Genomic DNA, 25,333 nt, shown 5'->3' on the forward strand with positions numbered 1-25,333 from the left:
AGTGCGGTTGTTGCAAGCCTCAGCGGAAGTTGTCGGCGTACGCCTGGAGCTTGAGCTTGACCGGCGGGGCGGGGACGAGATGGTAGTCGAAGCCGTGCTTCACCGCATAGTCGATCGCCTGCTCCCTGGTCTCGAAGGCGAGGCGGACTTGGGTCGAGGTGGTGGCATTGCCGACCCAGCCGGTCAGCGGATCGTGGCGCTGCGCGCGCTCGCTCTCGAACTCGAGCGTCCACTTGCCGGCCTTGGCGCGGCCGCTCTGGGTGGTCTTGCGGTCGGTCTCGATGATGCGGGCGGTGGGCATGAGGCGCGAGGTGGCGGAAGGATCGTGCGAAATCAAGAGCGCGGCTTGGTGCGCAGGGTCGGCGTGGCCGACGCCGGGTCGTCGGGCCAGGGGTGGCGCGGGTAGCGGCCGCGCATCTCCTTGGCGACCTCGCGCCAGCTCCCGGCCCAGAAGGAAGGCAGGTCGCGGCTGGTCTGGATCGGGCGGCCGGCGGGCGAGGTGATGGCGAGGGTCAGCGGGACCTGACCGCCGGCGACCATCGGATGGGTCGCGAGCCCGAACAACGCCTGGGCGCGGACCTCCACCGTCGGGCCACCGGGCGCGGCATAGTCAATCGGGTGGGCCGAGCCGGCCGGCGAGCGGAAGTGGCTGGGCACCAGCTTGTCGAGCCGCTGCTGGCCGTCCCAGCCGAGCAGGTTGTGGAGCGCCTGGACCAGCGCTCCGCCGCCGATATCCGACAGGCGGCGGCGGCCCTGGGCAAGCGGTGAGAGCCATTCGTCGAGACGGGTTGCGAGCGCTTCGTCCGAGAGGTCGGGGAGGGTTGGGTCGCGCGAGGCGGCGAAGGCGGCCCGGGCGCGCAAGGCGTGGGCGTCCTCATTCCATGGGAGGAGGTTGAGGCCATGCTCGGCGACGCCCTCGACGAGGGCGGCGGCGATGGCGTGGGGGTCGGGAGTGGGGTCGGGCCCGGAGGACAGGCGGATCGCGCCGAGCCGGCGGCTGCGGGAGGGGGTCACGCCGCCGGTAGCGGGATCGAAGGCGCCGTCATGGCGGGTCTCGATGCGGTCGCCGAACAGGGCGACCACCTCGGCCTCGTCGATCGCGGCCGCCGACAGGATCCGGGCACCGGCCGCTGCACCGGCCACCTCGGCCACCGCCAGCCACTGGGCCGAGGCGAGCGAGGAGGCGGGATCGAGGCGGAATCCGCGACCGCCGACCGACTGCCAATGCTCGCCCGTGGGGCCGCGTCGGCGGGAGAGGCGGTCGGGGAAGGCGAGGGCGATTGCGGGTCCCAAATCGTTCACATCCTCGTTCGTCCTGAGCGAAGTCGAAGGACGTTGTCGCTGCCCTTCGCCTACGGCCCTTCGACTACGCGCCTGCGGCGCTCCGCTCAGGACGAACGATAAGAAACGCTTCCCCAGCCCCCTTGCCGCCTCGGCGCGCTTGCCGCGGTCGCTGCGCCAGCGGCGGTGGCGCAGGTCGAGGTCGGGGTCGTTGCCGCCCAGCCCGCGCTCGGTGAGGAGGACGGCGGCATCGGCAGCAGCCCGGCCGAAGCCGCGGGCAGAGGCTTCGATCAGCATGTGGGCGAGGCAAGGCTCGAGCGGCACCCGGGCGATGGCGCGGCCGTGGTCGGTGAGGCGGCCATCGGGGATCATCGCGCCGAGCGCTTCGAGGCGGCGGCGGGCTTCGGCGAGGGCGGCAGCGGGCGGCGGGTCGAGAAAGGGCAGGCGCGACGGATCGGCTTCGCCCCAGCCAAGGCAGGTGAGAAGCAGGCTCGACAGGTCGGCTTCGAGGATCTCTGGCGGGTCGTGGGCGGGGAGGGCGTTGAAGGCGGCCTCCTCCCATAGGCGATAGGCGATGCCCGGCCGCTGCCGGGCGGCGCGGCCGGCACGCTGGGTGACCGCGGCGCGGGAGGCGCGTTCGGTGACGAGGCGCGTCAGGCCGGCGCCGCGGTCGTAGCGCGGGCGGCGGGCAAGGCCGCTGTCGACCACCGCGGCGACGTGATCAAGGGTGACGCTGGTCTCGGCGATCGAGGTGGCGAGGACCAGCTTGCGGGTGCCGGGAGCGGGCGGGGCAAGCGCGGCGCGCTGGGCGGCGGGATCGACCTGGCCGTGGAGGCGGTGGAGGATCACTTCGGGGGGCAGGGCGCCGAGCGCGTCGGCGGTGCGCTCGATCTCGGCGACGCCGGGGAGAAAGGCGAGGACCGAGGCGTCACTGTCGGCCAGCGCACGGCGGCAGGCGGCGGCGACCTGGGGCTCGATCCGCGCGGCGGCATCGCGGCCGAGGTGGACCAGGGTGAGCGGGTGCGAGCGGCCCTCGGAGCGGATCATCGGCGGATCGCCTAGGAGGGCGGCGAAGCGCTCGCCATCGAGGGTGGCGCTCATCGCCAGTAGGCGGAGGTCGGGGCGCAGTGCGGCGGAGGCGTCGAGGGTGAGGGCAAGCGCGAGATCGCTATCGAGGCTGCGTTCGTGGACTTCGTCGAACAGCACCGCCGACACTCCGGCGAGTTCGGGATCGGCCTGCAAGCGAGACAGGAACACGCCGTGGGTCATGGCGATCAGCCGGGTGGACTTGCCGACCCTGCTGTCGAGGCGGGTCTGGTAACCGACTGTGGTCCCGGGCGCTTCGCCGAGGCCGCGGGCAACGAATTCGGCCGCAGCGCGGGCGGCGAGGCGGCGGGGGACCAGCAGAAGGACCTGGCCGCTGCACCATGACTGGTCGAGCAGCGCAGGAGGAATGACGGTGGTCTTGCCGGCGCCCGGCGGCGCGACAAGCAGCGCCCGCGAGCCATTGCGGAGGGCGGACAAGAGGTCGGGAAGGACAGAATGGATCGGGAGGGCGGTGGTCACGGGGGCCATCGCCTGCGGCCAGAACATGCCAAACTCTTCTTTGCAAGCGGAGGCGAAGGCCTTGTCTCAACGGATGAGGCCCCCGCGCCGCTCGTCTAGCCCGCCGTTTGCGGCGTGACTCTTGCGGTGCGATGCGTGATCCTCCGCGTCGACGGGGCTGAGTCGCGATGATCGCCTTCGTATAGCGCTGTGTGACAGCGAGCCGGCTTCAGGGGCTCAGAGACCTCTCGTCGTGTGCGTCAATCAAGGAGGCTAGGCATGAGAAGGTTCAGCAAGCACCTGATGATCGTCACGGTAATGATCGCCACGCCGGCGCTGGCCGGTGAAGTCACCGGAACGGGAGCGTCGACCCCGATCCGCAGCGGTGTCGCGAGTTCAATCTGCGCTTATTCGGGCCTCAACGACGATGGGATGGGGCCAAGTACGCTGGTGCAATCCTACGGTCAGATCCGGGCTGCGTTTGGCGGACCGGCGCCGATGAACGGCTCACCCGGCACATCCTGTCGAGGCAATTGAAGCCCGCTTCTGCGGGTACGCTTTTCTAAGACGAACCGGAGCAGGCTGGTCGGCGCGCAAGGGCCCACCAGCCTGCTTGTCGAAGGCGAACTGCCTCAGTTCGCGTCGGCCTCCTCCTTGGCGAGGCTGGCCATGTCGATGACGTAGCGGAAGCGCACGTCGCCCTTTTCGACCTTCTTCATCGCGCTGTTGATGTCCTGGATCGGAATAACCGTGATGTCCGGGGCGATGCCGTGTTCGGCGCAGAAGTCGATCACTTCCTGGGTCTCGGCGATCGAACCGATCAGCGAGCCGGCGACCGACCGGCGGTGGAAAGCGACCTGGCTGTTGTCGACCGCCGCCATCGGCTCAAGCGCGCCGACAATCACCAGCGTCTTGTCGCGCTTGAGGAGGGCGATGAACGGGTTGATGTCATGCTTTTCGGGGACGGTCGAGAGGATCAAGTCGAAGGTGCCGGGCACCGCGGCCAGTTGCTCGGCCTTTTCCTTGATCTCCTTCTCCATCGCTACGTGGCTCGCGCCCAGCGCTTCGGCTTCGGCCTTCTTTTCTTCGGTGCGGGTGAAGACGGTGACCTCGGCTCCGAGCGCCTTCGCCAACTTGACCGCCATGTGGCCGAGTCCGCCAAGGCCGATCACACCGACCTTGTCGCCCTTTTCCACCCCCCAATGCTTCATCGGTGAATAGGTGGTGACACCGGCGCAGAGGATCGGCGCGGCCTCCTCGGGTTTGAGCGCGTCGGGGATCGCGATCACGAAGTCCTCGCGGCAGACGATGTTGGAGGAATAGCCGCCGAAGGTGTTGTCGCGGCCGTACATGTTCTCACCGGTCGCCGCCTGCGCCGCCGGAATGAACGGGCCGTTGTAGGTGGCGAGAAAGCCGTTGGGGCCCTCGCAATAATTCTCGTCGCCTTCCTTGCACGGCGCGCACGACTGGCAGCTGTCGACCATGCAGCCGACGCCAACGATGTCGCCGACCTTATGCTTGCCGTCCTTGGCCGCTTTGGCGACGCGGCCGACGACCTCATGGCCGGGGACGCAGGGGTAGAGGGTGTTGCTCCACTCGTTCTTCACCTGGTGGATGTCCGAGTGGCAGACGCCGCAATAAAGGACTTCGATGAGAAGTTCGTTGGGTTTGGGTTCGTCGCGCTCGAAGCGGAAGGGCTTGAGGCGGCTGAAACTATGCTTGGCGGCGTAACCGATTGTGTCGACCATGGGGTGCTTCTCTTGTCCTTGGGGGAGCAGGAGAAGCCCGCGGCGGCGGCTTAGGTTCCCCGTTTAATAGGCCCGGGCAACCGCAAATTCGACCGCCTGGGTGAGGGCGGCCTTGGCCTTGCCGGCGGGGAAGGGCGCGAGATTGTCGAGCGCGCGGCGGGCGTAGGTGCGGGCGCGTTCCAGCGTGTCGGCGATTGCCCCGGTGGCATGGAACAGGTTGATCGCATGGGCGAGGTCTTCGTCGCCGGTCCGCTCGCCCGCCACGGCCTGCTTCCAGAAGACGCGGTCGTCGGCCGAGCCGCGGGCATAAGCGAGGATGATCGGCAGGGTCATCTTGCCCTCGCGGAAGTCATCGCCAAGGTCCTTGCCGCTGGTCTTGGCCTCCGAGGTATAGTCGATCGCGTCGTCGACCAGTTGGAAGGCGATGCCGAGGTTGCGGCCGAAGGCGTTGAGTGCTTCCTGGGCCTCCTCACCCGCCTCGGCCACGACCGGCGCGATGTGGCAGGCGGCGGCGAACAGGGCGGCGGTCTTGGCTTCAATGATCTGAAGGTAGGTGTCCTCCGACGTGCCGATCTGGCGCTGCGCGGTGAGCTGCGCGACCTCACCCTCAGCGATGATCGCCGACGCGCGGCTGAGGATCTTGAGCACCTTAAGGCTGCCGTCCTCGACCATCAGCTCGAACGCGCGGGAGAACAGGAAATCGCCGACCAACACGCTGGCGGGATTGCCCCAGATGAGATTGGCGGTCCGCTTGCCGCGGCGGGTGCCGCTGCCGTCAACGACGTCGTCGTGGAGGAGGGTGGCGGTGTGGATGAATTCGACCGCGGCGGCGAGCATGTGGTGGCGGCTGCCGGGATATTGGCACAGCGCGGCCGAGGCGCAGGTCAGCATCGGGCGCATCCGCTTGCCGCCGCCCGCGATGAGGTGGCCGGCAAGCTCCGGAATGAGCGGTACTTCGCTCTGCATTCGGGCCAGAATGACACGATTTACCGCGTTCATGTCGGGCGCGGTGAGCGCTACAAGGGGGTCGAGGCTCGGCGCCGGGTTCAGCGAGTGGATGGAAGCGGTCATCTCGCCCGGGTCGGTAGAAGCGGGCGCGGGGAAGGGCAAGCTTGACCGGGCGGGGAGAGGGCGGAACCATCTGCTTCGCCGTGACTTGGACGAGTGGGGCATGACGGGGGCGAAACGATCCTGAGGAACAGTCGATCGACGTGGTTGATCGTGGCGGCGGCGCTGGTGCCGCTGCTGCTGTTCGCTGTTTTCCAAGTGGGATATACCGCACGCGAGCAGCGCCGCACCGTGGAGGACAGCGCGCTCAGCGTTGCCGGCAAGCTGATCCTCGCCGCCGACGTCGAGACGGTGCGTTATGCCGCGCTGCTGGATGCGCTAGCGACTTCCCGCCCGCTGCGAGAGAGCAATTGGGAACGGCTTAGACAGCGCTTTGGCGAGTTCCAGGCGCTCAATCCCGACCTGCGCGGGCTGGCCGTCGAGGACACCAGCGGAGCGCAAGTGGCGGTGATGGGCGCGACGATCGTGCGCGAGGTGTCGACAGCGAGCGGGCCGCCGACCAGCAAGCCTTTGTTCGCCGGCTATGTACGGACGGGCGACTGCCTGTGCCTGATGTTCAGGCGAACAGCGTTTGCCGAAGACGGTCGGCGGCTGGTGGTCACGCTGCTGACCGACAGCCGCCAATTCGGACGCCTGATGCCGGCGACGAGTGACTATCCGGTCAGCGCGCTGGCGGGGCCCAAGGCCCATTTCATCGCGCGTTCGGTAGAAAATGAAAAACGGTTCGGGACGTTGTCCTCGGCGTACCTGCAGCAGGCGGTCGTGTCCGGGGATGGCGAGGGCATCTATCGCGGTGTGACCCTTGAGGGGCTGGAGAATTACACTGCCTTTTCGCGGTCGGAACGGACCGGGTGGACCGCACACGTCGCGCTTGGGTCGGACTATATCGACAATCCGGCGCGGAGGTTCCTGGCCTCGCTGGTGGCGGCGGCGCTGCTGTCGTTGCTGCTGGCCGGGTTGCTGATCGCCTTCGCGCTGCGCCAGATGGTGGAAGCCCGGCGGGTCGCCGAGCGGATGCAGCAGGCGCAGAAGATGGAGGCGTTGGGGCAGCTGACTGGCGGGCTGGCGCACGACTTCAACAACCTGCTGACGCCGGTGATCGGGGTGCTCGACCAACTGACCCGGCGCGACAGCCTGGACGAGCGCGGCAAGAAGCTTGCGACGGGCGCACTGACCGCGGCGCAGCGGGCAGCCAAGCTGACCCAGCAGTTACTGGCCTTTTCGCGCCGCCAGCGGCTCACCGTGGAGCCAGTCTCCGTAGAGGTCCTGCTCAACAGCATAGCCGGGCTGGTCGAGCGGACGATCAGTGGACGGCACCAGTTCACGATCGAAGCCGACCCTGAAGCGGGGTGCGTGCGGAGCGACCTGACTCAGCTCGAGCTGGCGCTGCTGAACCTTGCGATCAACGCACGCGATGCGGCGCCTGATGGCTCGACCATCGTCCTCCGGGTGAGCAGGGAAGAGGCCAGCCAACCGGGCGGAGCGGGATTCGTGCGCTTTGCCATGATCGATCGCGGCAGCGGCATGGATGAGGAAACCAGTCGGCGCGCGCTGGAGCCGTTCTTCACCACCAAACCGACCGGGCGAGGCACCGGGCTTGGCCTGGCGCAGGTGTTCGGGGTGGTCGAGCAATCGGGCGGCACGGTCGAGATCGTGTCGGAACTGGGTCAAGGCACGACGGTGAACCTGCGGTTGCCTGCTTGCTCACCTGGTGACGAAGTGGCGGTGCGCGCGGCGAACCAGGCTGACCCGGTCGCGGCCTCGCGGTCGCTGCGGCTGCTGGTCGTTGACGACGAACCCGACGTCCGCGCCACCCTTGCCCAGATGCTGAGCGAGGCTGGCCATTCGGTGGATTCGGTGTCGAACGCCAAGAGTGCGCTGGCGGCACTGCAGAACGAGAGGTTCGACCTAGTGGTGTCCGATTATCTGATGCCCGAGATGAATGGCGCTGAGCTGATCGCGCAGGCACGGCAATTGTGGCCGGAGCAGCCGTTCCTGGTGGTCAGCGGCTATTCGGATAGCGACGAACTGGCGCGCAGTTGCCCCAATGCGATCCGCCTGGAAAAGCCGTTCACCGGGGCGCAGTTGCTGGTCGGGGTAGAGCGGGCGCTGGGCGCCTGATCAGCCGAGCGGCAGGCTGAGTCGCGCGAGGAGACCACCGAGGTCCTCGCTTTCCTCCAGTGAAATGCGCCCGCCGTAAATCTCCGCCACGTCGCGGACGATGGCGAGGCCCAGGCCGGTGCCGGGCTTGCCGGTGGTGTCGAGGCGCTTGCCGCGAGTGAACAATTCGGTGCGCTGTTCCTCGGGAATGCCGGGGCCGTCATCCTCGACCAAGATGTCGACGAAGGGGGCGGACTTCTCGACAGTAACGAACACCCGGCCCGATCCATATTTGGCGGCATTCTCGACCAGATTGCCGAGCATTTCGTCAAGGTCCTGACGCTCGACCCGGACCTGCGAGCCCTTGTCGCCGGCGATGTCGACCGTCGCGCCTTCGTGCATGCGGGTCACCGCACGCTGTACCGCCTGCAGGCTTTCCCACACCGGCGCGCGGGCCTGGGCCGAGGCGCGGCGGCCGATCGCGCGGGCGCGGGCGAGGTGGTGGTCGACCTGGCGGCGCATGGTGGTCGCCTCGCGGCAGACAGTGTCGTGAAGCTCTGGATCGCGCGCAGTGGCGGCGTTGGTGATGACGGTCAGTGGGGTCTTCAAGGCATGGGCGAGGTTGCCGGCGTGGCGGCGGGCTTCCTCGGCCTGTTCCTCGTTATGCGCGAGGAGCTGGTTGATCTCCTGCGACAAAGGCTGGATCTCGTCCGGGAAATCATCGGACACGCGGGTCTTGGCCCCGGAGCGGATGGCGATCACTTCCGAGCGAACCCGGCGCAGCGGCCACAGCCCGTAAAAGGTCTGCAGGGCCGCGAGCATTACCAGGCCGAGGCCGAGCACCGCAAAGCTCCAGGTCAGGGTGGTGCGCAGTTCCTTGAGTTGTGAATCGAGATTCTCGCGGCTTTGCGCGACCTGGTAGCGCCACTTGACCGGGCTGCCGGGGATGATGACGTCGCGCTCGACGATGCGGAGCGGCTCGCCCAGGAACTGCGAACTGTCGTATTTGCGGGTCTCGGTCCCGCGCACCGCATCGGGCACCACCGCCAGACGCCGATCCCACAGCGAACGCGAGGGATAGTCCTCGACCTGGGGGGTCTTGCCGTCGGGCCCGGGTAGCGGGGTGATCTGGAAATAGCTGCCCGAATAGCTTTCGATGAAGCGCTGGTCGGCCAGCTGCCGCGAGAAGCGGATCTCGCCGACCGTGCCGATCTCCGACGAGGCGATCATCGAGCGGAGGACGAGTTCGATCCCCTCGTCGAAATTGCGGACCAGGCTGTCGGTGAGCAGGCGGTTGAGTGCGAAGCCGCCGACCGCGAGCAGGATCGAGATCCAGATCGCGGCGATGACGATCATCCGCCGGGTCAGCGAGCCGGTGCCCCGCTTGCGAGGGCGGGCAGTGCCTGCGTCCGTGCCGGCAGGCGGCGCTGCGATGACTTCCTGCTTCGTCATTGCGAGCCGCAGGCGAGGCAATCCAGGCGCGGCACGGCCGATTGCTTCGCTTCGCTCGCAATGACGAGGGAGGTCGTCATGCAGGCTCCTCGAGACTGTAGCCGAGGCCGCGGATGGTGGTGATGACGTCCGGCCCCAGCTTCTTGCGGATGCGGGTCACGAACACTTCGATGGTGTTCGAATCGCGGTCGAAGTCCTGATCGTAGATATGCTCGATCAACTCGGTCCGGCTGACCACTTTGCCCTTGTGGTGCATCAGGTAGCTGAGGAGCTTATACTCCTGCGCGGTGAGCTTGACCGGTTCGCCGTCCTTGGTGACCTTGCCCGAACGGGTGTCGAGCCGGATGTCGCCGGCGTTGAGCTCGCTGCTGGCATTACCCGACGCACGGCGGATCAGCGCACGCAGGCGGGCGATCAGCTCTTCGGTCTGGAACGGCTTGGCGAGATAGTCGTCGGCACCGGCGTCGAGCCCGGCGACCTTGTCCGACCAGCTGTCGCGGGCGGTCAGGACCAGCACCGGCATCCGGCGGCCTTCCTTGCGCCAGCGGTCGAGCACGGTGAGTCCGTCGACCTCGGGCAGGCCGAGGTCGAGGACCACCGCATCATAGCTTTCGGTCTGGCCGAGATAATGGCCGTCCTCGCCGTCGGTGGCGAGATCGACCGCATAGCCCGCGCCCTCCAGCGTGGAGCGGAGCTGGCGGCCGAGCGAGGGCTCGTCTTCGACGATCAGGACGCGCATGAATGTTTTCTCCCTTTGGGGAACCTTAACACGCGCGAAGATGAACGGTTGCTTTGGCGAAATGAAGAGGGGGGCGGCAGAAAGCCGCGATCAGTCCCCGCTGCGGCCTACTACCCGGCCGGTCGAGGCGTCGACGTCGACCCAGATCACCCGGCCGCCGCGCATGAACTTGAGGCGGTAGGTGCGGCCGTTGAACTCGGGCCCGAGATAATCGGCGCCGCCCATGCTCGGCAGCACCCGCCGCTCGATCATCGGCAGCGGCATGGAGCGCCCCTCGCGGGTCGCCTGGAAGGCACGATCCTGGTCGCGCGGCCGCTCGGCCGCAGCGGGAGCCGCGGTGATGGCAGCGGCGACGGCCGCAAGGAACAGGGTGAAGGTGTTACGCATGACGATTGGATTTCTACCACAAGGTGTTGAATAGCTTGTGAACCGCGTCTTGCGGCCAGGTTCAGGCTGGCGCGGGGGGCTGCCACAATTCGATCGGATTGCCCTCGGGATCATGGACCCGGGCAAAGCGGCCGACCTCGGGCATGGCGTTCCACTCCTGCTTGACGATCACTTCGACCCCGGCGGCCTCTAGTTTCGCTATCAGCGCGTCGAGGTCGGTCACGCGGAGGTTGATCATCGCCTGCTTGTCGGCGGGAAAATAATCGCTGCTGGCGGCGAAGGGTTCGAACACCATCGGGCCGCCCTGCGTTTGCCACAGCCATTCGTTGCTCTGGCCCGCCGCGTCGGTGCCGCAGCCGCCACCGACGCCAAGGTAATCGCGATACCAGGCCTTGAGGGCGGCCGGGTTCTCCGCCCTGAAGAAGTATCCGCCCATGCCGACTACCGTCATTGCCCAGCCCCCCGCTTGTTGCCGATGCGACCAGCATAGCCAAGATGATGACGAAGAGCGATGCACGCTCTAAGTGGGCGGCCATGGCTCCTCCCATTCTGTCGTTCGAAGATCTTGGCCTGGTGCAGGGCGAAGGCTGGCTGTTCCGCCACCTCGACGTGCATGTCGGCCCGCGCGACCGGCTGGCGCTGATCGGGCGCAACGGGGCGGGCAAGACGACGCTGCTCAAGTGCTTGGCCGGCGTCATCGACACCGATGAGGGAAAGCGTTCGGTTGTGCCGGGGAAGAAGATCGTGCTGCTGGAGCAAGATCCGCCGATGGGCGCCCATGCGACGCTGGAAGAATGGGTGCTGAGCGGCGCGGACGCTCCGCAGGCGCATGAGGCGGCGGCGATCGCCGATCAGCTCGGGATCGACCTTGGCCGGCCGACCGCGACGGCCAGCGGGGGGGAGCGACGCCGCGCGGCGATCGTCCGGGCGCTGGCGCAGGAGCCCGACCTGCTGTTCCTCGACGAGCCGACCAACCACCTCGACCTCGCCGCGATCGACTGGCTGGAAAGCTGGCTAAACCGCTTCAACGGCGCGTTCATCGTTATCAGCCACGACCGTACGTTCCTGACCCGGCTGACCAAGAGCTGCCTGTGGCTCGACCGCGGGCAGATCCGGCGGGCGGAAGTGGGGTTCGGCGGGTTCGAGGCGTGGACCGAGCGGGTCTATGCCGAGGAGCAGCGTGCGGCCGAGAAGCTGGACGCCAAGCTGGCGATCGAACTCCACTGGCTGCAGCGCGGCGTCACCGCGCGGCGGCGGCGCAACCAGGGGCGGCTGGCAAAGCTGGGCGAGATGCGCGAGGCGCGCGCTGCGATGATCGGCGGGCCGGGGGTGTCGAAGCTCGGCCTCGCCAAGGACGACGCCAAGACCAAGACCGTGATCGACGCCGAGAGGGTAGTGAAGCGCTTCGGCGATCGCACGGTGATCAAGGACGTCACCCTGCGCATCCAGCGTGGGGACCGGATCGGGATCGTCGGCGCGAACGGGGCGGGCAAGACGACCCTGCTCAAGCTGCTGACCGGCGAGTTGGCGCCCGACGAGGGCAAGATCACCCTGGCCAAGACCTTGAACGGGATCGTCATCGACCAGCAGCGCAAGCTGATGAGCCCGGAAAAGAAGGTCCGCGACGTGCTGGCGGAGGGCGGCGACTGGATCGAGGTGCGCGGGGTCAAGAAGCACATCAAGGGCTATCTCAAGGAGTTCCTGTTCAGTCCCGAGCTCACCGAGGCGCCGATCGGCAGCCTGTCGGGCGGCGAGCGGTCGCGGCTGCTGCTGGCGCGCGAATTCGCCCGGGCGTCGAACCTGCTGGTGCTGGACGAGCCGACCAACGATCTCGACCTCGAGACGCTCGATCTCCTGCAGGAGGTGATCGCGGATTACGAGGGCACGGTGCTGATCGTCAGCCACGACCGCGACTTCCTCGACCGGACGGTGACGGTGACACTGGGGCTCGATGGGTCGGGCAAGGTCGACGTGGTCGCCGGCGGCTATGAGGATTGGGCCAAGCGCCGCGCTCCGGTGAAGAATGCCGCGCCGCCCAAGAAGAAAGCGGACGAAGCGCCGAGGACCGCGGCGCCGGCGAAGAAGCTGAGCTTCAAGGATCAGCGCGACCTTGATCGTTTGCCGGGCGAGATCGAGACGCTCGAGGCCGCGATCAAGGCGGACGAGGCGGCGCTGGCCGACCCCGACCTTTACACCCGCGATCCCAAAAAATTCGCCGCGCTGATGGCGAGCATCGACCGCAAGCGCAGCGAAAAGGAAACGGCCGAGCTGCGCTGGCTGGAAGTGGCGGAGATGGCCGAGGGACTGGCTTGAGCGTCGCCCGCGGCCACGCGGCGGCGCTGGGCGGGATCGCCGGGCTGTTGCTGTGGGCAGCGCTGTTCTGGACCGGGACGCTGGTCAACGACGTCGCCTGGCAGCTGTGGATCGGGCGGGAGATGAACGCCGGCGCGGCGCTCTACGGCGACATATTGGAGGTAAATCCGCCGCTGTGGTTCTGGATCGGCGCCGGGTTCGACCGTGTGGCGACGACGACCGGCATTGCTGGCGAGCGCTGGCTGGGGTTGGCGTTCGTCAGCTATGCAATCCTGTCGCTGCTGGTGACCCTGCGGCTGCTGGAGCAGCCCCGGCGGCAGTGGGCGGCGGCGCTTGCGCTGGTCGCGACCCTGCTGCTGACTTCGCCCTACGCGCACCTCCAGCGCGAGCAGTTCCTGCTGATGTCGGTGCTGCCCTATCTGGCGCTGGCGGTGCGGCGGGCCGAGGGCGGGGAGGTGAGCCGCGGGCTGGCCTTGGCGGTCGGACTGATCGCGGCGCCCGGACTGGCGCTCAAGCACCATTTCCTGATCTTCCCGGCGCTGGTCGAGGCGTGGCTGTGGTGGCGGCGGAAGCGGTTCGACATCCGGCCCGAGCATCTGTCGCTGGTCGCCGCCGCGCTGCTCTATGCGGGGGCTGTCGTGGCGTTTGCGCCGACTTACCTGTCGACCATGCTGCCGCTGCTGCGAGCAGGCTATCACGGCTATAATCCCTCGCTGTGGACCCTGCTGTTCCAGCCCGGCATCGTCGTCGGCCTGTTCGCGCTTGCGGCGGCGGGGCTCGGGCGCGGACGGCTGGGCGTGCTCGGCGAGGCGGCGGCGGTCGGGACGGCGGCCTTCATCCTGGTGTTCATCGTCCAGGGCAAGGACTTCCACTATCAGGCGATCCCGGCGCTGGGCATGGCGCTGCTGACCATGCTGGCGCTGCTGCTGGGCACTGGCAAAGGGGGCGGGCGGCTGGTCGCGGCGGTCGGGCTGTTGGTGGCGTTGATGGTACCGGTCAAGGCCGGGCAGGCGCGCTACGACATCTTCTTCCTGCAAGCGACGCGCGACCTCAAGCCGGGCGAGGGCGTGACGCTGGTCTCGCCCAGCCAAGCGCTGGCCTGGCCGGCGGTCTACGAACGCGGGCTGAGGTGGGACAGCCGGACCATGGGGCTGTGGATGGTGTTGTCACCCTGGGCTAGCGAGAAGGACGGGAGCAAGGACGCGCGAATGGCGATGCTCGGCACCGCCGTGCGCCGCGAGCTTGCCGCGGAGATCGCCTGCAAGCGCCCGGCGATGGTGATCGTCGATACGTTCTACGATGAAGAGGTGCCGGGCGGCGACGTCCTCGCCTGGCTCAATTCCGATCCGCGCTTCCGCGCTGCGCTGGCCGGGTATCGCGAGGTGGAGCCGGTATTCGTTCTCCGCCGCTTTGTGCCGGACGCACCGACGGAGGCCGCCTGCAGTGCAGGCGACCTCACGGCGGTTACTCGGCAGCAGCCTTGAACGGCCTCAGGAGCCGAGGAATTTGACCAGTTCCGTTTCACTGACCGTGCCGCTCTTGTCGGCATCCGCAGTACGGAAGGCGCCGGTCAGATAGGCGCTGGTCGGCGCCTTCTGGCCGGCCGCGGTCTGGAGGGTTGTCACCCACTTGGTGAACTCGGTCCGGCTCAGCGACTTGTTGCCGTTGGTGTCATATTTCGACCAGTCGGCAGCGACGATGCCAGCGGTGTCGGTCGGCGGTGTCGCTTCAACCTCGGCCTGCGTCGTCGGGGTTGCGGGAGTAGCAGGTGTCGCCGGCGTAGCGGTGGCCGGATCGGCTGGCTGGGCGGGGGTCGCCGGCACGGTGCCGCTCGGAGTCGTGGTCGGGACGGCCGGGCTCAACGGGTCGGTCGCCGGCTGGGTGGTGGTCTGCGCGACGGCGGCGGTGCTGCCGGCAAGCAGCAGTCCGAACAAGGCCTGTTTGATCATTTCAATCTCCACGAAAATGGGTCTCGCCACATGATGGGCCAGCTGTACCATGGAGAACGAAGTGACGGGATTAGAGTGTCTTAGCTCGCCCCCACAAGCTAACGAGCCAACGTTAAGCTAGCCCGCCGATAGTGATTAACGTTAACGATCAGGCGTTGAGTCGATATTGCTTGAGCAAATCGTAGAGTGTCGGACGACTGATGCCGAGCAGCTTTGCAGCGCCGGAAATGTTGTGTTCGGTCCGGATCAGCGCCTGGTGGATGGCGCGGCGGTCGGCCTTTTCCCGCGCGGCACGAAGATTGATCGCTTCGCACGCTTCTTCGGACAGGCCGGGCAGGTCGAGGTCGAGTGCGCCGAGCAACTTGCCCTCGGCCATGATCACCGCGCGCTTGATCCGGTTCTCCAACTCGCGGACGTTGCCCGGCCAGGCGTAGCCGTCGATTGCGTCGACCGCGTCGGGCGCCAGGCCGGTGACCGGCGTACCAAGCTCTCGGGCGAAGCGGCGGGTGAAGTGTCGGGCCAGCAGCACCGCGTCGCCGGGCCGCTCGCACAGTGCCGGAATGGCGACCACCATCTCGGCAAGGCGGTAGTACAGGTCCTCGCGAAAGCGGCCGTCGGCCTGCATCGCGCCAAGGTCCTGGTGCGTCGCGCAGACGATGCGCAGGTCGACCGGAATGGTCTGGCGGCCACCGATGCGCTCGATCACCCGCTCCTGCAGGAAGCGCAGCAGCTTGACCTGAAGGGGGAGGGGAACGTCGCCGATCTCGTCGAGGAAGAGGGTGCCGCCCGACGCCATCTCGATCTTGCCGGGGGTGGTCTTGACCGCCCCGGTGAAGGCCCCGCGCTCGAACCCGAACAGTTCGGCCTCGAGCAGGTTTTCGGGGATGGCGGCGCAGTTGATGGCGATGAACGGTTCCGAAGCGCGGCGGCTCTTTTCGTGCACCGCGCGGGCGAGCAGTTCCTTGCCGGTTCCGCTGGCGCCGAGCAGCATGACCGACACGTCGGCCGGCGCGACACGCTCGATGGTGCGGGCGACCTTGAGCATGGCGGGCGAGGCGGTGATGATCCGGCCGAGCACGGTGCCGCCGTCCGCCGCCTGTGCCTCGAGCCGCTGGTTCTCGGCCTCCAGCGCATGGAGGTGAAAGGCGCGGGCGACGATCAGGCCGAGCTGGTCGATGTCGACCGGCTTGGCGCAAAAATCGTAGGCGCCGAGCGCGATGGCATGCAGCGCGCTTTCGTGGGCGCCGTGGCCCGACGCGACGATGATCTTGGTGTCGGGCTTGAGCCGCAGGATTTCGGTCAGGACCGCGAAGCCCTCGGTAGTGCCGTCGGGATCGGGCGGAAGGCCGAGGTCGAGCGTGACCACCGCCGGTTCGTGCAGGCGCAGGAGGTCGAGCGCTTCGGCGCGATTCAGCGCGCTGACGACCTTGTAGCCGTCATAAGCCCATTTCAGCTGGCGCTGCAGGCCCTCGTCATCCTCGACGACGAGCAGCACGGGAAGGGTGGCGGGGTCGGTCATGCGGTCAGTCTTTCGGGCGACGCGGCCGGTTCGGCGACGCTGAGGGGGAGGGTGATGGTGAAGCGGGTGCCGGCGCCGGGGCGGCTGTCGACCGTCAGCCGGCCGCCCATCGCCTGGACGAGGGTCCGCGCTTCATAGGCGCCGATGCCGAAGCCGGCCTGCTTGGTGGAGGCGAAGGGGGCGAACAGGCGGGTCGAGATGAAGTCGGCGTCCATGCCGGGGCCAATGTCGACGATCTCGATCCGGGCGGCGCCGTTGGAGTGGGACACGCGCACTGTGACCGGATCGGCGGGGGCGCTGGCTTCCACGGCATTGGCAAGCAGGTGGCCGACCGCCTGTTCGAGGCCGAGCGGGTCGGCCATGACGTCGATCCCGCCGTCACCCAGCAGGCGCACGTCGTGGCCGGTGCGGTGCGCGGCGATGCAACTGGCAAGCAGCGGCCGAAGCTCGACGTCCTGGAGCGGGGGGCGGCCCCCCGACGAGGCCGCGGGGGCGAGGCGGGCGAGGAGGTCGTTCATCTTGCCGACCGAGGATTTCAGCGTCGCCACCATGTCGGCGCGCCACTCGGGATTGTCGGCGTGACGCTCGGCATTGCGGGCGATCAGGGTCAGCTGACTGACGAGGTTCTTCACGTCGTGGAGGATGAAGGCGAAGCGGCGGTTGAACTCGTCGAAGCGGCGGGCCTCGCTGAGGCGCTGCTGGCCGGCGGCTTCGCTGAGACTGGCCGCGGCCTGGCGGCCGGCGGTGCGCAGGAGGTCGAAATCCTCCCAGTCGAGCGGGCGGCGCATCTGGGGCGCCGCAAGCAGGACCAGCCCGACCGCGCTGTCGCCGTGGACGAGCGGGACGCCGACCCACAGCGAAGGCTCTTCGAGCAGCCAGGAGGGAAGCGGAAGCGAGAGGTCGGCGGCCGACCCCCAGCGCTGGCGGTGCGCGTCGAGCTCGATCACCCGGCCGTCGCCAAGCAGGGGCCAGAGTGCATCGAGCCCGCGGCCGCTGACCGCCTCGTCGGGCAGGCGCTCGTCCCAGTGCCAGGATCCGGCGACCGTGACGCGGCCGGTGTCGTCGGGGACCAGCAGCAGCCCTGCAGGCGCTTCCAGGATGTCGGCGAAGGCGCGGACAATTCGCGCCGACAGTGGCTCGTTCGAGCCGCCGGTGCCGAGCGTCGCGGCAAAGCGCAGCCATTCTGTGCGATAGTCGTAGCGATGCTCGAAGAAATGCTTGGCGATCTTGACCCGGGTCCAGCTGCGGGCGCGGCGGCTGGGTAGCAGCACGGCGAGCGCAACGGTCATGGCGGCGAGGGCCAGCGTGGCGAGGCCGCGGAGCCAGTCGAAGGTGCCGGTGCGCAGCACGGCGGCCAGCAGCGCCATGACCGCGAAATAGGAGCAGATCGCGAGCAATGAGAGCGACTGGAAGGTTGCGGCGCGCGACAACTTGGGGCGGAAAGCGGCGCTGTCGGCGCGGGTCAGCGCGAAGCAGGGGGCGGCCAGCGCCACGACCACGCCCTTCAAGTCACCCAGCGTCGCGCCGAGCGGCAGGCCGAGCGCTTGCAGCGTGTAGAGGTTGAGGTCGTAGACCCACAGCAGGGCAAGGCCAAGCATCGGCAGGCGCATCGGTCCGCGGCTGGCGGCGGCGGCCTGGCCGTAGAGATTGTGGACGAGGATCAGGGAGCCGGCGGCGGAAATGGTGCGAAGGACGATCGCGGTCGCCTCAAGCGCCTGCCGGTCGGCGGTTCGCGCCAGCGGGGCGAGGCTGTCGACCAGCGCCTGGGCTCCGAGCACGAGCGCCACCGCTCCGTAGACGAGGGCGACGCCCTGCTGCCGCGTGCCTTTCTCGTCCGCGCTCGACAGCACGAACAGCATCGCGACCCAGATCAGGTTGCGGGCGGTCTCGGCATTGTCGGCGAGCATGGTCCCGGCCATGACCCCGCCGAGCCAAGTCGATGCCGCGGTGGTAAGGAGGCCGCCGAGCAGGAGTTTCTGCGCAGGCCCCGCGGCCCAACTGCGCAACTGCCACAGCAGCACCGCAGCCATCGCCACCGCGCCGAGCGCGTGACCCCAGAAGGCGAGCATGCTGTCCACGCCCAACACTGTCGGAGATATTTACAAAGGAAGGGTGAAGAACGGTTTCGCAGAGAGCGTCGTCCCGGCGGAGGCCGGGACCTCAGGCGAGGGTTCGCCTTACCGTTCAAGGTCCCGGCCTGCGCCGGGACGACGTCACTGTTTCAGCGCTTCCAGCGTCGCGGCTTCCATCGCCACCACGGCTGTGCCGATCACCTTTTCCGCATCGGGAGCCCACAACGGCGAGTGAAGACCGGGCAGCTTGGTGATCTCGCCGCCGGCTCTATCCCAGCGGGCCTGCGGCACGCCGCCGACCCAGAACAGCAGGCTGCGTCCTTGCGGATTGGCGATCAGGAAGCGGCTGAAATCCTCGCCGACCATCGCCGCGGGGACCATCCGCACCCGGCCCTCGCCGAACAGGCCGGTGAACAAGGTGCGGGCTTCAGCGGTGAGGTCCGCGCTGTTGACCGTGGCGGGGGTGTAGGGATCGCGCACGGTGACCACCGGCATGCGGTCGTCGGGGACGCCGGCGGCGATCGCCTCGCCCCGGGCGATGCGGCGGATTCCGTCGAGGATGCTGGCCCGAACCTCGGAGGTGTAGCTGCGCACGGTGATCTGCAGCTTGGCTTCATCGGGGATGATGTTGTGGGTGGCTCCGGCGTGGAAGCTACCGACGGTGACCACCGCCGGATCGAACGGGTTGCGCTCGCGGCTGACCAGGGTCTGCAGGGTGGAGACGATGCGCGCGGCGACGACAATCGGATCGCGCCCGTTTTGCGGCGCGGCGCCATGGCTTCCGACGCCGTGGACGGTGACGTCGACGCTGTCGACATTGGCCAGCGCCGGACCGGGAGTGAGCCCGATGGTGCCGGCCGGAAGCGACGCGCTGTTGTGGAAGGCGAGCATGGTGTCGGGCTTGGGAAAGCGGGTGAACAGGCCGTCCGACAACATCGCGGCGGCGCCTTCGCTGGTCTCCTCGCCCGGCTGGAGGATCAGGACCAGCGTGCCTTTCCACTTGGCCTTGGCGGCGGCGAGGCGGCGGGCGGTGCCGATCAGCGCGGTCATGTGCGTGTCGTGGGCGCAGGCATGCATGACGCCGGTGTCGACGCCCGCCTTGTTGGTGGTGCGGACCTTCGACGCGAAGGCGAGACCGGTCTTCTCCTCCAGCGGCAGGCCGTCCATGTCGGCGCGGACCAGCACGGTCTTGCCCGGGCCGTTGCGCATCACCGCGACGATGCCCGTCTTGCCGACCTTTTCGGTCACCTCATAGCCGAGCTTGCGCAGCTCGGGCGCGAGGCGGGCGGCGGTGCGAATCTCGGCCATGGCGAGTTCGGGCGCGGCATGAAGCTCACGGTAGAGCGCCATCAGCGGGGTAAGCTCGGCCGGGGTCGGCTGGGCGGCGAGGGCGGCGGCGGCAAGCAGGGTCAGCATGAGCCGAGCCTAGCGGCCTAGGAGGAGGGCACAAGCTCCACGACGTCAATCAGGCTTTCATAGCGGGGCGAGGGGAGGATCAGCCGAAATTGGCGGGGGCCGATCCGCTCGACGAAGCCGGCGAGGTCGCGGTCGCTGTCGATGCCGTAGGTGATGGCGCGCTGCTCGTCGCCCAGCACCAGGGTGCCGAGGAAGACCTGGCGCAACTGGTCGTGGGGGAAGATGTAGCCGACCTGGCGCTGCGAGCCGCTGAGCTTGGTGAAGGCCTGCAGCCGCCCCGACTGGGCGATGCGGCAGTTGAAGGCAGGGTAGGAGACGAACGGCAGCAGGCCGGGCGAGCGCGCGCCGAGTTTGATCACGCGGCAGCGATAGTCGTCGTTGGCGATGGCGCCGCCGACCGCCGCGTCCGGCTGAAGCAGGGCGCCCTCACGGGCGATCGCGGGGGCATTGCCCGAGGCGCGGGCCTGGGCGAGGCCGTTGACAAAGGCGGCACGCCATTCGCGCAGGCGACGGCGGTCGACGTCGGTCGCCACCGTCTGCCACGAGGCGGCCCTCGCAACCGGTCCGGCGGTCGGGCGCTCGTTCGGTGTGCAGGCGGCGAGCGACCCGAGCGCGAGCAAGGCGGCGAGGGCGCGCATCGTCATTGCGCGGTCCAGCCGCCGTCCATGCTGAGGTTCGCGCCGGTGATGCTGCCGGCTTCGGGGCGGCACAGGAACAGGGCGAGGGCGGCGACCTCGACCGGCTCGACGAAGCGCTTGGTCGGCTGGGCGGCGAGGAGGACGTCGTTCATCACCTGCTCGCGGGTCATGTTGCGGGCCTTCATCGTGTCGGGGATCTGGTTCTCGACCAAGGTGGTCCAGACATAGCCCGGCGAGATGCAGTTGACGGTGATCCCTTCGCGCGCGGTCTCCAGCGCGACCGCCTTGGTGAAGCCGGCGACGCCATGCTTGGCCGCGACGTAGGGCGCCTTGTTGGGCGAGGCGACGATGCTGTGGGCGCTGGCGGTGTTGATGATCCGCCCGAACCCGCGCTGACGCATGGAGGGCAGGCACAGGCGGGTGGTGTGAAACACCGCCGACAGGTTCACCGCCATGATCCAGTCCCACTTTTCGGGCGGGAAATCGGTGATCGGCGCGACATGCTGGACGCCGGCATTGTTGACGAGGATCGACGGGCTGCCGAGCTCATCGGTGCATTGTGCGACGAGGCCGTCGATCGCCTCGGGATCGGCAAGGTCGGCTTCGGAAAAACCGGCGCAGTCGTTCGATAAAGCGGCAAGCTCGTCCTTGAGCTGGAGGTTGGCTTCGCGGTCACCGAAGCCGTGAAGCATGACCCGCGCGCCCTCGGCAGCGAGCGAGCGGGCGATGGCGAGGCCGATGCCGCTGGTCGAGCCGGTCACCAGCGCGACCTTGTCCTTGAGGATCATGCGAACGGATACTCCTGTTTCTCTCTGCCGTTCCAAGTAGAACCGCGGCGCCGGGTCAAGCCCGGTGCGCCCGATGATCGCCCGTGCAACCGCGCGGCCCGCCGATCATTATGGAAGCGAAAGGGAGTTTGGCATGCGGCTGGGTGGCGGAAACGACGACGACTTCATCGATCGCACGGGGCAATCCGGCGGCATGCCGGTGCTTGGTGGTGGCGGAGGCATCCTGGGGCTGCTCATCCCGCTGGTGCTTAGCCGCTTCGGGATCGTCGGGATTTTGATCCTGGCACTCGGCTATTGCGCGCTCGGCGGGCTGGGCGGGGGCGGCATCCTGGGCGGCGGTGGAAGCCCGACCCAACAAACCGGCGACGCGCCCAATTCGAGGCTGTCTCCGGAAGTCGCGCGTGAGCTGGAGCTAACCCTCAATAACACGGATCAGGTCTGGACGCAGCTGTTCGCCGCTTCCGGGCAGCGTTATGTCGAGCCTACCCTGGTCGCCTATCGGGGCGGCACCGGGACGGCTTGCGGGCAGGGCCAGGCGAGCTTCGGGCCGTTCTACTGCCCGGGGGACCAGAGCATCTACATCGACCCGAGCTTCTTCAACGAGCTGTCGCAGAAGTTCGGGGCGCCTGGCGACTTCGCTCGCTATTACGTGATCGCGCACGAGGTCGGGCATCATATCCAGAAGCTGGAAGGGACGCTGGACCGGGCGAGCACCGCGCAGGCGCGTCTCGGCAAGGCCGAGGGCAATGCGGTGCAGGTCGGGGTCGAGCTTCAGGCCGACTGCTATGCGGGCGTCTGGGCAGCGCTGGCCAAGAACCCCGAGGGCGGCCGTGCGCTCGAAAATGGCGACCTGGAAGAAGGTCTGCGCGCCGCCGAAGCGATCGGCGACGACGCGCTGATGCAGGGTGCGGGACAGGCAGTGCGGCCGGAGAGCTTCACCCACGGGTCGAGCCAGCAGCGGATGGAAGCGCTTCGCCGCGGGCTGCAGAGCGGCGACCCGAGCGTGTGCAACTACAACCGGGTGTGAGGCGAAGCTCCCCCGGGTTACCCGGGGGAGCTTGCCAGTTCAGAGCTTGACCAGCATCTTGCCGGTGTTGGCGCCGCTGAACAGGCCGAGGAAGGCTTCGGGCGTCTTGTCCAGGCCCTCGACGACCGTGTCGCGGCCCTTGACCTGGCCGGTCGCGACCCATGGGCCCATTTCGGCATAGAATTCGCCATTGCGGGGCAGATAGTCGGTGTAGATGAAGCCCTTGAGGCTGATCCGCATGGCAATCACGCGCATCAGGTAGCGCAGGCTGGTCGGCGCGCCGCTGTTGTAGCCGTCAATCATCCCGCAGATGGCGAAGCGGGCGTCCTTGCGGGCCAGCGCCAGCGCCGCGTCGAGGTGCTCGCCGCCGACATTGTCGAAGTAGACGTCGATGCCCTTGGGCGCGACTTCGCTCAGCGCCTTCACCAGCGAGGTGCCGGCCTTGTAGTCGATGCAGGCGTCGGCGCCGAGCGACTTGACGAACTCAACCTTGTCGGCGCCGCCGGCCGAGCCGATCACGGTCATGCCCTTGGCCTTGGCGATCTGCACCACCGCCGAGCCGACCGCGCCGGCCGCCGCGGAGACGAACACGATGTCGCCGGCCTTGGCCTTGGCGGCGTCGAGCAGGCCCCAGTAAGCGGTGCCGCCGGTCAGGCCGAGGTTACCGAGGAACGCCTGCGGCTCGACCCCGGGGATCGACGGCAGCTTGTTCAGGGCCGTGGCCGGGACCACCGCCTCGTCACGCCAGCCGGCCATGTGGAGGACCATGTCGCCGGGCTGAAAGTCGGGCGAGCGGCTTTCCACCACCTCGCCGACCGCGCCGCCTTCGAGCGGTTCGCCGACCTGGAACGGCGGGACGTAGCTCTTCACGTCGTTCATGCGGCCGCGCATGTAGGGATCGACCGACAGCCAGCGATTGCGGACATGAACCATGCCGTCCGCGAGATCCGGCAGGGCGATCTCCTTATGCTCGAAATTGTCGGCGGTGGGCAGGCCGTTGGGACGGCTCTTGAGGTGCCAGGCGTGGGGCATGGATGCGGTCCTTGAAACGAGAAAAGGCCCGGACACCGCTGGGGTGCCCGGGCCTCCTCGTCAAGCCGCTTGGGGCGGCTTACTTCTTGGTCGAACGGCCGCCGGTGGTCGAGCTGTCGTCGTAGGTGCCCGAGAAGCTCTGGTCGAGGACGTGGGGGCCCTCGCCGGTAGCCTGCCCGGTCGGCGTCTGGCCGGACTCGCCGGTCGGCTGGTTGGTCGATGTCTGCGTCTCACGACGCCCATCGTCCGAACCGCCGAACAGCGAACCCAAGACGCCGCCGCTCTTGCGGTCCGAGCGGTCGTGGTCTTCCTCGCGCTCTTCGGTCAGGCGCGAGCGGATCGAGTCCTTGGCGCCGGTCAGATAGACCTTGCCGTCTTCGACCCGCTCCACGAGCGACGCGGTAAAGCTGCGGTGGATGCCGTGGGCTTCAGGGTCGTTCTTGGTCAGGATGACCTTTTCGCCGCGAACCTTGTCGACGGTGCCGATATGCTGACCGCTTTCGTCCACCACTTCGGCATGCTCGCGGATCAGGCCGAGCATCTGACGCTTGGTCTGGCGCTGCTGGCGGAAGCCCGAGAATTCATTCTCGAACCGGCTCTGATGCTCACGGCAATATTCGTCGTAATCGCGGTCCAATTCCTCGATCTGGCGCTGGCGCCAGGACGAATAATGCTGGTCGTGCGGGCTGCGCATCGACTGGCCGCCGGATGTGCCGCCAAAGCTGGAGCTTCCGCTGCTGCCGAAGCCCGAGCTGCCGCCGAAGCTGGACGAGCCCTGGTCCTGGTAGCGATCCTGGCTGCCATATTGCTGCTGGCCAAAGTCCTGGCCGCCCATGCCCGAGCCCTGGCGTCCGCGTTCGCCGGTGCCACGGCCGTAGTCGCCGGTCATCGGGCGATAGCGCTCGCTGCCCTGGCTCTGCAGTCCGCCGCTCGAGCGGTCCTGGTCGGAGCGCGTGTTCTGCGCGCCATAGGACTGCTGGCTGTCGCGATACGATCCGCCACCGGACTGGCCGTAGCTCGACGAAGAGGAGCGGCCCGAGCCGGTGTCGCCACGGTTCTGGCTGCCGTAATCGCCGCGACCGAAGCCGCCGCTTTCGCCGCCGCCGCGACCATATTGGTTGCGATAGTCGCCCTCGTCACGGCCACGGCCGAGGCTGGTCGACTGTCCGCCGCCGAACAGCGCGCCGCGGTCGCTGGTGCCGAAGCGGTCGTCTTCACGCCCGCCGCGCTGGCGGCCCTCGTCCTGGTCGTAGGCGCGCGGTTCATAGCCGCTGCGGCTGTAGCCCGAACCCTTCTCGAAGGCGTTCGGATCGTAGTTGTTGGCTGCACGATTATAGCCGTGACCCTGGTCGCCGCGGCTGCCGCTTTCGTCGTCGTTGAAGAAGTTCGACACGCTGTCGATGGCGCGGTCGAAGAAGCCGCGTTCCTCATTGCGTCCGCCGCTGCGACCATCGCGCTGGCGGTCGTCACGATAACCGCGGTTGTCGCGGTCGTCATACCGATCGTAAGCCATTAACTATCCTCCTAGGGCATCCGCGAAGGGGGGCCGGGATGCTGAAGGGTTAACGAGGAGACGGGGCTGACGTTCCGATGCTTCAAGGTCAGGCGGGGCCGCGCAGAGCCGAAACGCCTGGGCGCTGGAAAGAGGCGGCGAAAAGCGCGTTGCAAGGGGGAGAAAGCGCGGCTAGAGGCGCTCGGACAACCGGTGCGGGGCTGTAGCTCAGATGGGAGAGCGCTGCAATCGCACTGCAGAGGTCAGGGGTTCGATTCCCCTCAGCTCCACCATCGCACCGGTTGTCTTCCTGAAAATCTGATCTGCCGGGCTGGCTTGAGGGTCGCCGCAGCCGGGACGTGGCGCGGATCGCTCCGCGCCATCGCCCTTCGCTCAGCGCCGCTTCTTGCGCGCTGCGTAGCGGGCGTCGCGCGCTGCCTTGCGTTCTTCTTCGGTCGGCTCGGGCTTGATCGCCGCCAGTCTTGCAGCCTCGGCTTCCTCGCTGGCGGCCTTGCTGTCGCGCGCGGCCTGTTCGGCGGCGGCTTCGGCAGCCTTGCGCTGGGCGCGCTTCTCGGCCTGCGCGGCTTCGCGCTTCTGGCTGGCGAGCAGGCGTGCTTCTTCGGCGGCGGGATCGACCTCTGGCTTGTCGCGCAATTTCTCGATCAGGCGCTGTTTGGCCTTGGCGACTTGGTCGACGCGGTCCTGGAAACCAGAGTTCTTGTAGGCCTTCATTGGTGATCTTACCCTTGGGTTTGCGGTTCTTCCGG

At 68.0% G+C, this 25,333-nt stretch carries 22 protein-coding genes and 1 tRNA gene; 6 read left to right on the forward strand and 17 right to left on the reverse strand.

Features of this window, described 5'->3' with window-relative positions; translation table 11 throughout:
• Positions 1–19 precede the first annotated feature (19 nt).
• Complete coding sequence (locus M1K48_RS00425) at positions 20–337, reverse strand: NADH dehydrogenase ubiquinone Fe-S protein 4 (protein WP_319941184.1); 318 nt, start codon at positions 335–337, stop codon at positions 20–22.
• Positions 334–2,874: an ATP-dependent helicase HrpB gene (gene hrpB / locus M1K48_RS00430; protein ID WP_249503931.1), complete on the reverse strand. Its 2,541-nt coding sequence runs from the start codon at positions 2,872–2,874 to the stop codon at positions 334–336. Before hrpB ends, M1K48_RS00425 begins: the two co-directional genes overlap by 4 nt.
• 231 nt (positions 2,875–3,105) lie before the next feature.
• On the opposite strand from hrpB, the gene M1K48_RS00435 reads away from it, so the two are divergent.
• Positions 3,106–3,363, forward strand: coding sequence for a hypothetical protein (locus tag M1K48_RS00435; RefSeq protein WP_249503932.1), 258 nt, complete (start codon positions 3,106–3,108; stop codon positions 3,361–3,363).
• 95 nt (positions 3,364–3,458) lie between these two features.
• Here M1K48_RS00435 and M1K48_RS00440 read toward each other — a convergent pair whose 3' ends face one another.
• A complete protein-coding gene (locus M1K48_RS00440; RefSeq protein WP_249503933.1) occupies positions 3,459–4,574 on the reverse strand; it encodes an NAD(P)-dependent alcohol dehydrogenase in 1,116 nt (371 codons plus the stop codon).
• A gap of 63 nt (positions 4,575–4,637) precedes the next feature.
• Positions 4,638–5,645 carry a polyprenyl synthetase family protein gene (locus M1K48_RS00445; protein WP_249503934.1) on the reverse strand — a complete coding sequence of 336 codons (1,008 nt, stop codon included), beginning with the start codon at positions 5,643–5,645 and terminating at the stop codon, positions 4,638–4,640.
• 150 nt (positions 5,646–5,795) lie between these two features.
• Here M1K48_RS00445 and M1K48_RS00450 point away from each other — a divergent pair, with 150 nt between their 5' ends.
• A complete protein-coding gene (locus tag M1K48_RS00450) occupies positions 5,796–7,763 on the forward strand; it encodes a response regulator (RefSeq protein WP_249503935.1) in 1,968 nt (655 codons plus the stop codon).
• Here M1K48_RS00450 and M1K48_RS00455 read toward each other — a convergent pair whose 3' ends face one another.
• The 4 genes from M1K48_RS00455 to M1K48_RS00470 all read right to left on the reverse strand — a co-directional run bounded on the left by M1K48_RS00455 (position 7,764) and on the right by M1K48_RS00470 (position 10,771).
• Positions 7,764–9,194 (reverse strand): sensor histidine kinase, encoded by a 1,431-nt coding sequence (locus M1K48_RS00455; RefSeq protein WP_406696912.1) that lies wholly within the window; start codon positions 9,192–9,194, stop codon positions 7,764–7,766.
• A gap of 76 nt (positions 9,195–9,270) precedes the next feature.
• Positions 9,271–9,933: a response regulator transcription factor gene (locus M1K48_RS00460; protein ID WP_168068606.1), complete on the reverse strand. Its 663-nt coding sequence runs from the start codon at positions 9,931–9,933 to the stop codon at positions 9,271–9,273.
• 90 nt (positions 9,934–10,023) lie between these two features.
• The gene (locus M1K48_RS00465; RefSeq protein WP_249503936.1) at positions 10,024–10,320 is read right to left on the reverse strand and encodes a hypothetical protein; all 297 of its coding nucleotides are present in this window, start codon (positions 10,318–10,320) and stop codon (positions 10,024–10,026) included.
• A gap of 61 nt (positions 10,321–10,381) precedes the next feature.
• Positions 10,382–10,771, reverse strand: a complete 390-nt coding sequence (locus M1K48_RS00470) for a VOC family protein (protein WP_249503937.1) — start codon at positions 10,769–10,771, stop codon at positions 10,382–10,384.
• Between the two features lie 83 nt (positions 10,772–10,854).
• Here M1K48_RS00470 and M1K48_RS00475 point away from each other — a divergent pair, with 83 nt between their 5' ends.
• A complete protein-coding gene (locus M1K48_RS00475; RefSeq protein WP_249503938.1) occupies positions 10,855–12,633 on the forward strand; it encodes an ABC-F family ATP-binding cassette domain-containing protein in 1,779 nt (592 codons plus the stop codon).
• Positions 12,630–14,117, forward strand: coding sequence for a hypothetical protein (locus tag M1K48_RS00480; protein WP_249503939.1), 1,488 nt, complete (start codon positions 12,630–12,632; stop codon positions 14,115–14,117). Before M1K48_RS00475 ends, M1K48_RS00480 begins: the two co-directional genes overlap by 4 nt.
• A 6-nt stretch (positions 14,118–14,123) precedes the next feature.
• On the opposite strand, the gene M1K48_RS00485 is transcribed toward M1K48_RS00480, so the two are convergent.
• The 6 genes from M1K48_RS00485 to M1K48_RS00510 all read right to left on the reverse strand — a co-directional run bounded on the left by M1K48_RS00485 (position 14,124) and on the right by M1K48_RS00510 (position 21,015).
• Positions 14,124–14,582 (reverse strand): EF-hand domain-containing protein, encoded by a 459-nt coding sequence (locus M1K48_RS00485; RefSeq protein WP_249503940.1) that lies wholly within the window; start codon positions 14,580–14,582, stop codon positions 14,124–14,126.
• Positions 14,583–14,730: 148 nt separating this feature from the next.
• The gene (gene prsR, locus M1K48_RS00490) at positions 14,731–16,101 is read right to left on the reverse strand and encodes a PEP-CTERM-box response regulator transcription factor (RefSeq protein ID WP_249503941.1); all 1,371 of its coding nucleotides are present in this window, start codon (positions 16,099–16,101) and stop codon (positions 14,731–14,733) included.
• Positions 16,098–18,170 carry an XrtA/PEP-CTERM system histidine kinase PrsK gene (gene prsK, locus M1K48_RS00495; protein ID WP_249503942.1) on the reverse strand — a complete coding sequence of 691 codons (2,073 nt, stop codon included), beginning with the start codon at positions 18,168–18,170 and terminating at the stop codon, positions 16,098–16,100. The genes prsR and prsK overlap by 4 nt, the downstream gene beginning before the upstream one ends.
• A gap of 144 nt (positions 18,171–18,314) precedes the next feature.
• The gene (locus M1K48_RS00500; protein ID WP_249503943.1) at positions 18,315–19,589 is read right to left on the reverse strand and encodes an amidohydrolase; all 1,275 of its coding nucleotides are present in this window, start codon (positions 19,587–19,589) and stop codon (positions 18,315–18,317) included.
• A gap of 17 nt (positions 19,590–19,606) precedes the next feature.
• Positions 19,607–20,233, reverse strand: a complete 627-nt coding sequence (locus M1K48_RS00505) for a DUF4893 domain-containing protein (RefSeq protein WP_249503944.1) — start codon at positions 20,231–20,233, stop codon at positions 19,607–19,609.
• On the reverse strand, positions 20,230–21,015 hold the full coding sequence (locus M1K48_RS00510; protein WP_249503945.1) for a 3-hydroxybutyrate dehydrogenase: 786 nt from the start codon (positions 21,013–21,015) through the stop codon (positions 20,230–20,232). Before M1K48_RS00510 ends, M1K48_RS00505 begins: the two co-directional genes overlap by 4 nt.
• A 133-nt stretch (positions 21,016–21,148) precedes the next feature.
• Between M1K48_RS00510 and ypfJ the strand changes: the two genes are divergently transcribed.
• Positions 21,149–22,042 (forward strand): KPN_02809 family neutral zinc metallopeptidase, encoded by an 894-nt coding sequence (gene ypfJ / locus M1K48_RS00515; protein ID WP_249503946.1) that lies wholly within the window; start codon positions 21,149–21,151, stop codon positions 22,040–22,042.
• Positions 22,043–22,081: 39 nt separating this feature from the next.
• Here ypfJ and M1K48_RS00520 read toward each other — a convergent pair whose 3' ends face one another.
• Positions 22,082–23,074, reverse strand: coding sequence for an NADP-dependent oxidoreductase (locus tag M1K48_RS00520; RefSeq protein WP_249503947.1), 993 nt, complete (start codon positions 23,072–23,074; stop codon positions 22,082–22,084).
• A gap of 79 nt (positions 23,075–23,153) precedes the next feature.
• Positions 23,154–24,587, reverse strand: a complete 1,434-nt coding sequence (locus M1K48_RS00525; protein WP_249503948.1) for a DUF2171 domain-containing protein — start codon at positions 24,585–24,587, stop codon at positions 23,154–23,156.
• Positions 24,588–24,783: 196 nt separating this feature from the next.
• Between M1K48_RS00525 and M1K48_RS00530 the strand changes: the two genes are divergently transcribed.
• Positions 24,784–24,859: transfer RNA gene (locus tag M1K48_RS00530), tRNA-Ala, on the forward strand.
• Between the two features lie 100 nt (positions 24,860–24,959).
• On the opposite strand, the gene M1K48_RS00535 is transcribed toward M1K48_RS00530, so the two are convergent.
• Positions 24,960–25,298, reverse strand: coding sequence for a DUF6481 family protein (locus tag M1K48_RS00535; RefSeq protein ID WP_249503949.1), 339 nt, complete (start codon positions 25,296–25,298; stop codon positions 24,960–24,962).
• Positions 25,299–25,333: the final 35 nt, after the last annotated feature.

Source organism: Sphingomonas glaciei, assembly GCF_023380025.1.
GTDB lineage: Bacteria > Pseudomonadota > Alphaproteobacteria > Sphingomonadales > Sphingomonadaceae > Sphingomicrobium > Sphingomicrobium glaciei.

What these genes read in the sequence shown, in the direction of transcription:
- M1K48_RS00455 (WP_406696912.1), bottom strand. Translation starts at nt 9,194, where the DNA reads ATGACGAAGCAGGAAGTCATCGCAGCGCCGCCTGCCGGCACGGACGCA.
- M1K48_RS00460 (WP_168068606.1), bottom strand. Translation starts at nt 9,933, where the DNA reads ATGCGCGTCCTGATCGTCGAAGACGAGCCCTCGCTCGGCCGCCAGCTC.
- M1K48_RS00510 (WP_249503945.1), bottom strand. Translation starts at nt 21,015, where the DNA reads ATGATCCTCAAGGACAAGGTCGCGCTGGTGACCGGCTCGACCAGCGGC.
- M1K48_RS00485 (WP_249503940.1), bottom strand. Translation starts at nt 14,582, where the DNA reads ATGATCAAACAGGCCTTGTTCGGACTGCTGCTTGCCGGCAGCACCGCC.
- M1K48_RS00465 (WP_249503936.1), bottom strand. Translation starts at nt 10,320, where the DNA reads ATGCGTAACACCTTCACCCTGTTCCTTGCGGCCGTCGCCGCTGCCATC.
- M1K48_RS00535 (WP_249503949.1), bottom strand. Translation starts at nt 25,298, where the DNA reads ATGAAGGCCTACAAGAACTCTGGTTTCCAGGACCGCGTCGACCAAGTC.
- M1K48_RS00470 (WP_249503937.1), bottom strand. Translation starts at nt 10,771, where the DNA reads ATGACGGTAGTCGGCATGGGCGGATACTTCTTCAGGGCGGAGAACCCG.
- M1K48_RS00500 (WP_249503943.1), bottom strand. Translation starts at nt 19,589, where the DNA reads ATGCTGACCCTGCTTGCCGCCGCCGCCCTCGCCGCCCAGCCGACCCCG.
- M1K48_RS00440 (WP_249503933.1), bottom strand. Translation starts at nt 4,574, where the DNA reads ATGGTCGACACAATCGGTTACGCCGCCAAGCATAGTTTCAGCCGCCTC.
- hrpB (WP_249503931.1), bottom strand. Translation starts at nt 2,874, where the DNA reads ATGTTCTGGCCGCAGGCGATGGCCCCCGTGACCACCGCCCTCCCGATC.
- M1K48_RS00445 (WP_249503934.1), bottom strand. Translation starts at nt 5,645, where the DNA reads ATGACCGCTTCCATCCACTCGCTGAACCCGGCGCCGAGCCTCGACCCC.
- prsR (WP_249503941.1), bottom strand. Translation starts at nt 16,101, where the DNA reads ATGACCGACCCCGCCACCCTTCCCGTGCTGCTCGTCGTCGAGGATGAC.
- M1K48_RS00525 (WP_249503948.1), bottom strand. Translation starts at nt 24,587, where the DNA reads ATGGCTTACGATCGGTATGACGACCGCGACAACCGCGGTTATCGTGAC.
- prsK (WP_249503942.1), bottom strand. Translation starts at nt 18,170, where the DNA reads ATGCTCGCCTTCTGGGGTCACGCGCTCGGCGCGGTGGCGATGGCTGCG.
- ypfJ (WP_249503946.1), top strand. Translation starts at nt 21,149, where the DNA reads ATGCGGCTGGGTGGCGGAAACGACGACGACTTCATCGATCGCACGGGG.
- M1K48_RS00435 (WP_249503932.1), top strand. Translation starts at nt 3,106, where the DNA reads ATGAGAAGGTTCAGCAAGCACCTGATGATCGTCACGGTAATGATCGCC.
- M1K48_RS00520 (WP_249503947.1), bottom strand. Translation starts at nt 23,074, where the DNA reads ATGCCCCACGCCTGGCACCTCAAGAGCCGTCCCAACGGCCTGCCCACC.
- M1K48_RS00505 (WP_249503944.1), bottom strand. Translation starts at nt 20,233, where the DNA reads ATGACGATGCGCGCCCTCGCCGCCTTGCTCGCGCTCGGGTCGCTCGCC.
- M1K48_RS00475 (WP_249503938.1), top strand. Translation starts at nt 10,855, where the DNA reads ATGGCTCCTCCCATTCTGTCGTTCGAAGATCTTGGCCTGGTGCAGGGC.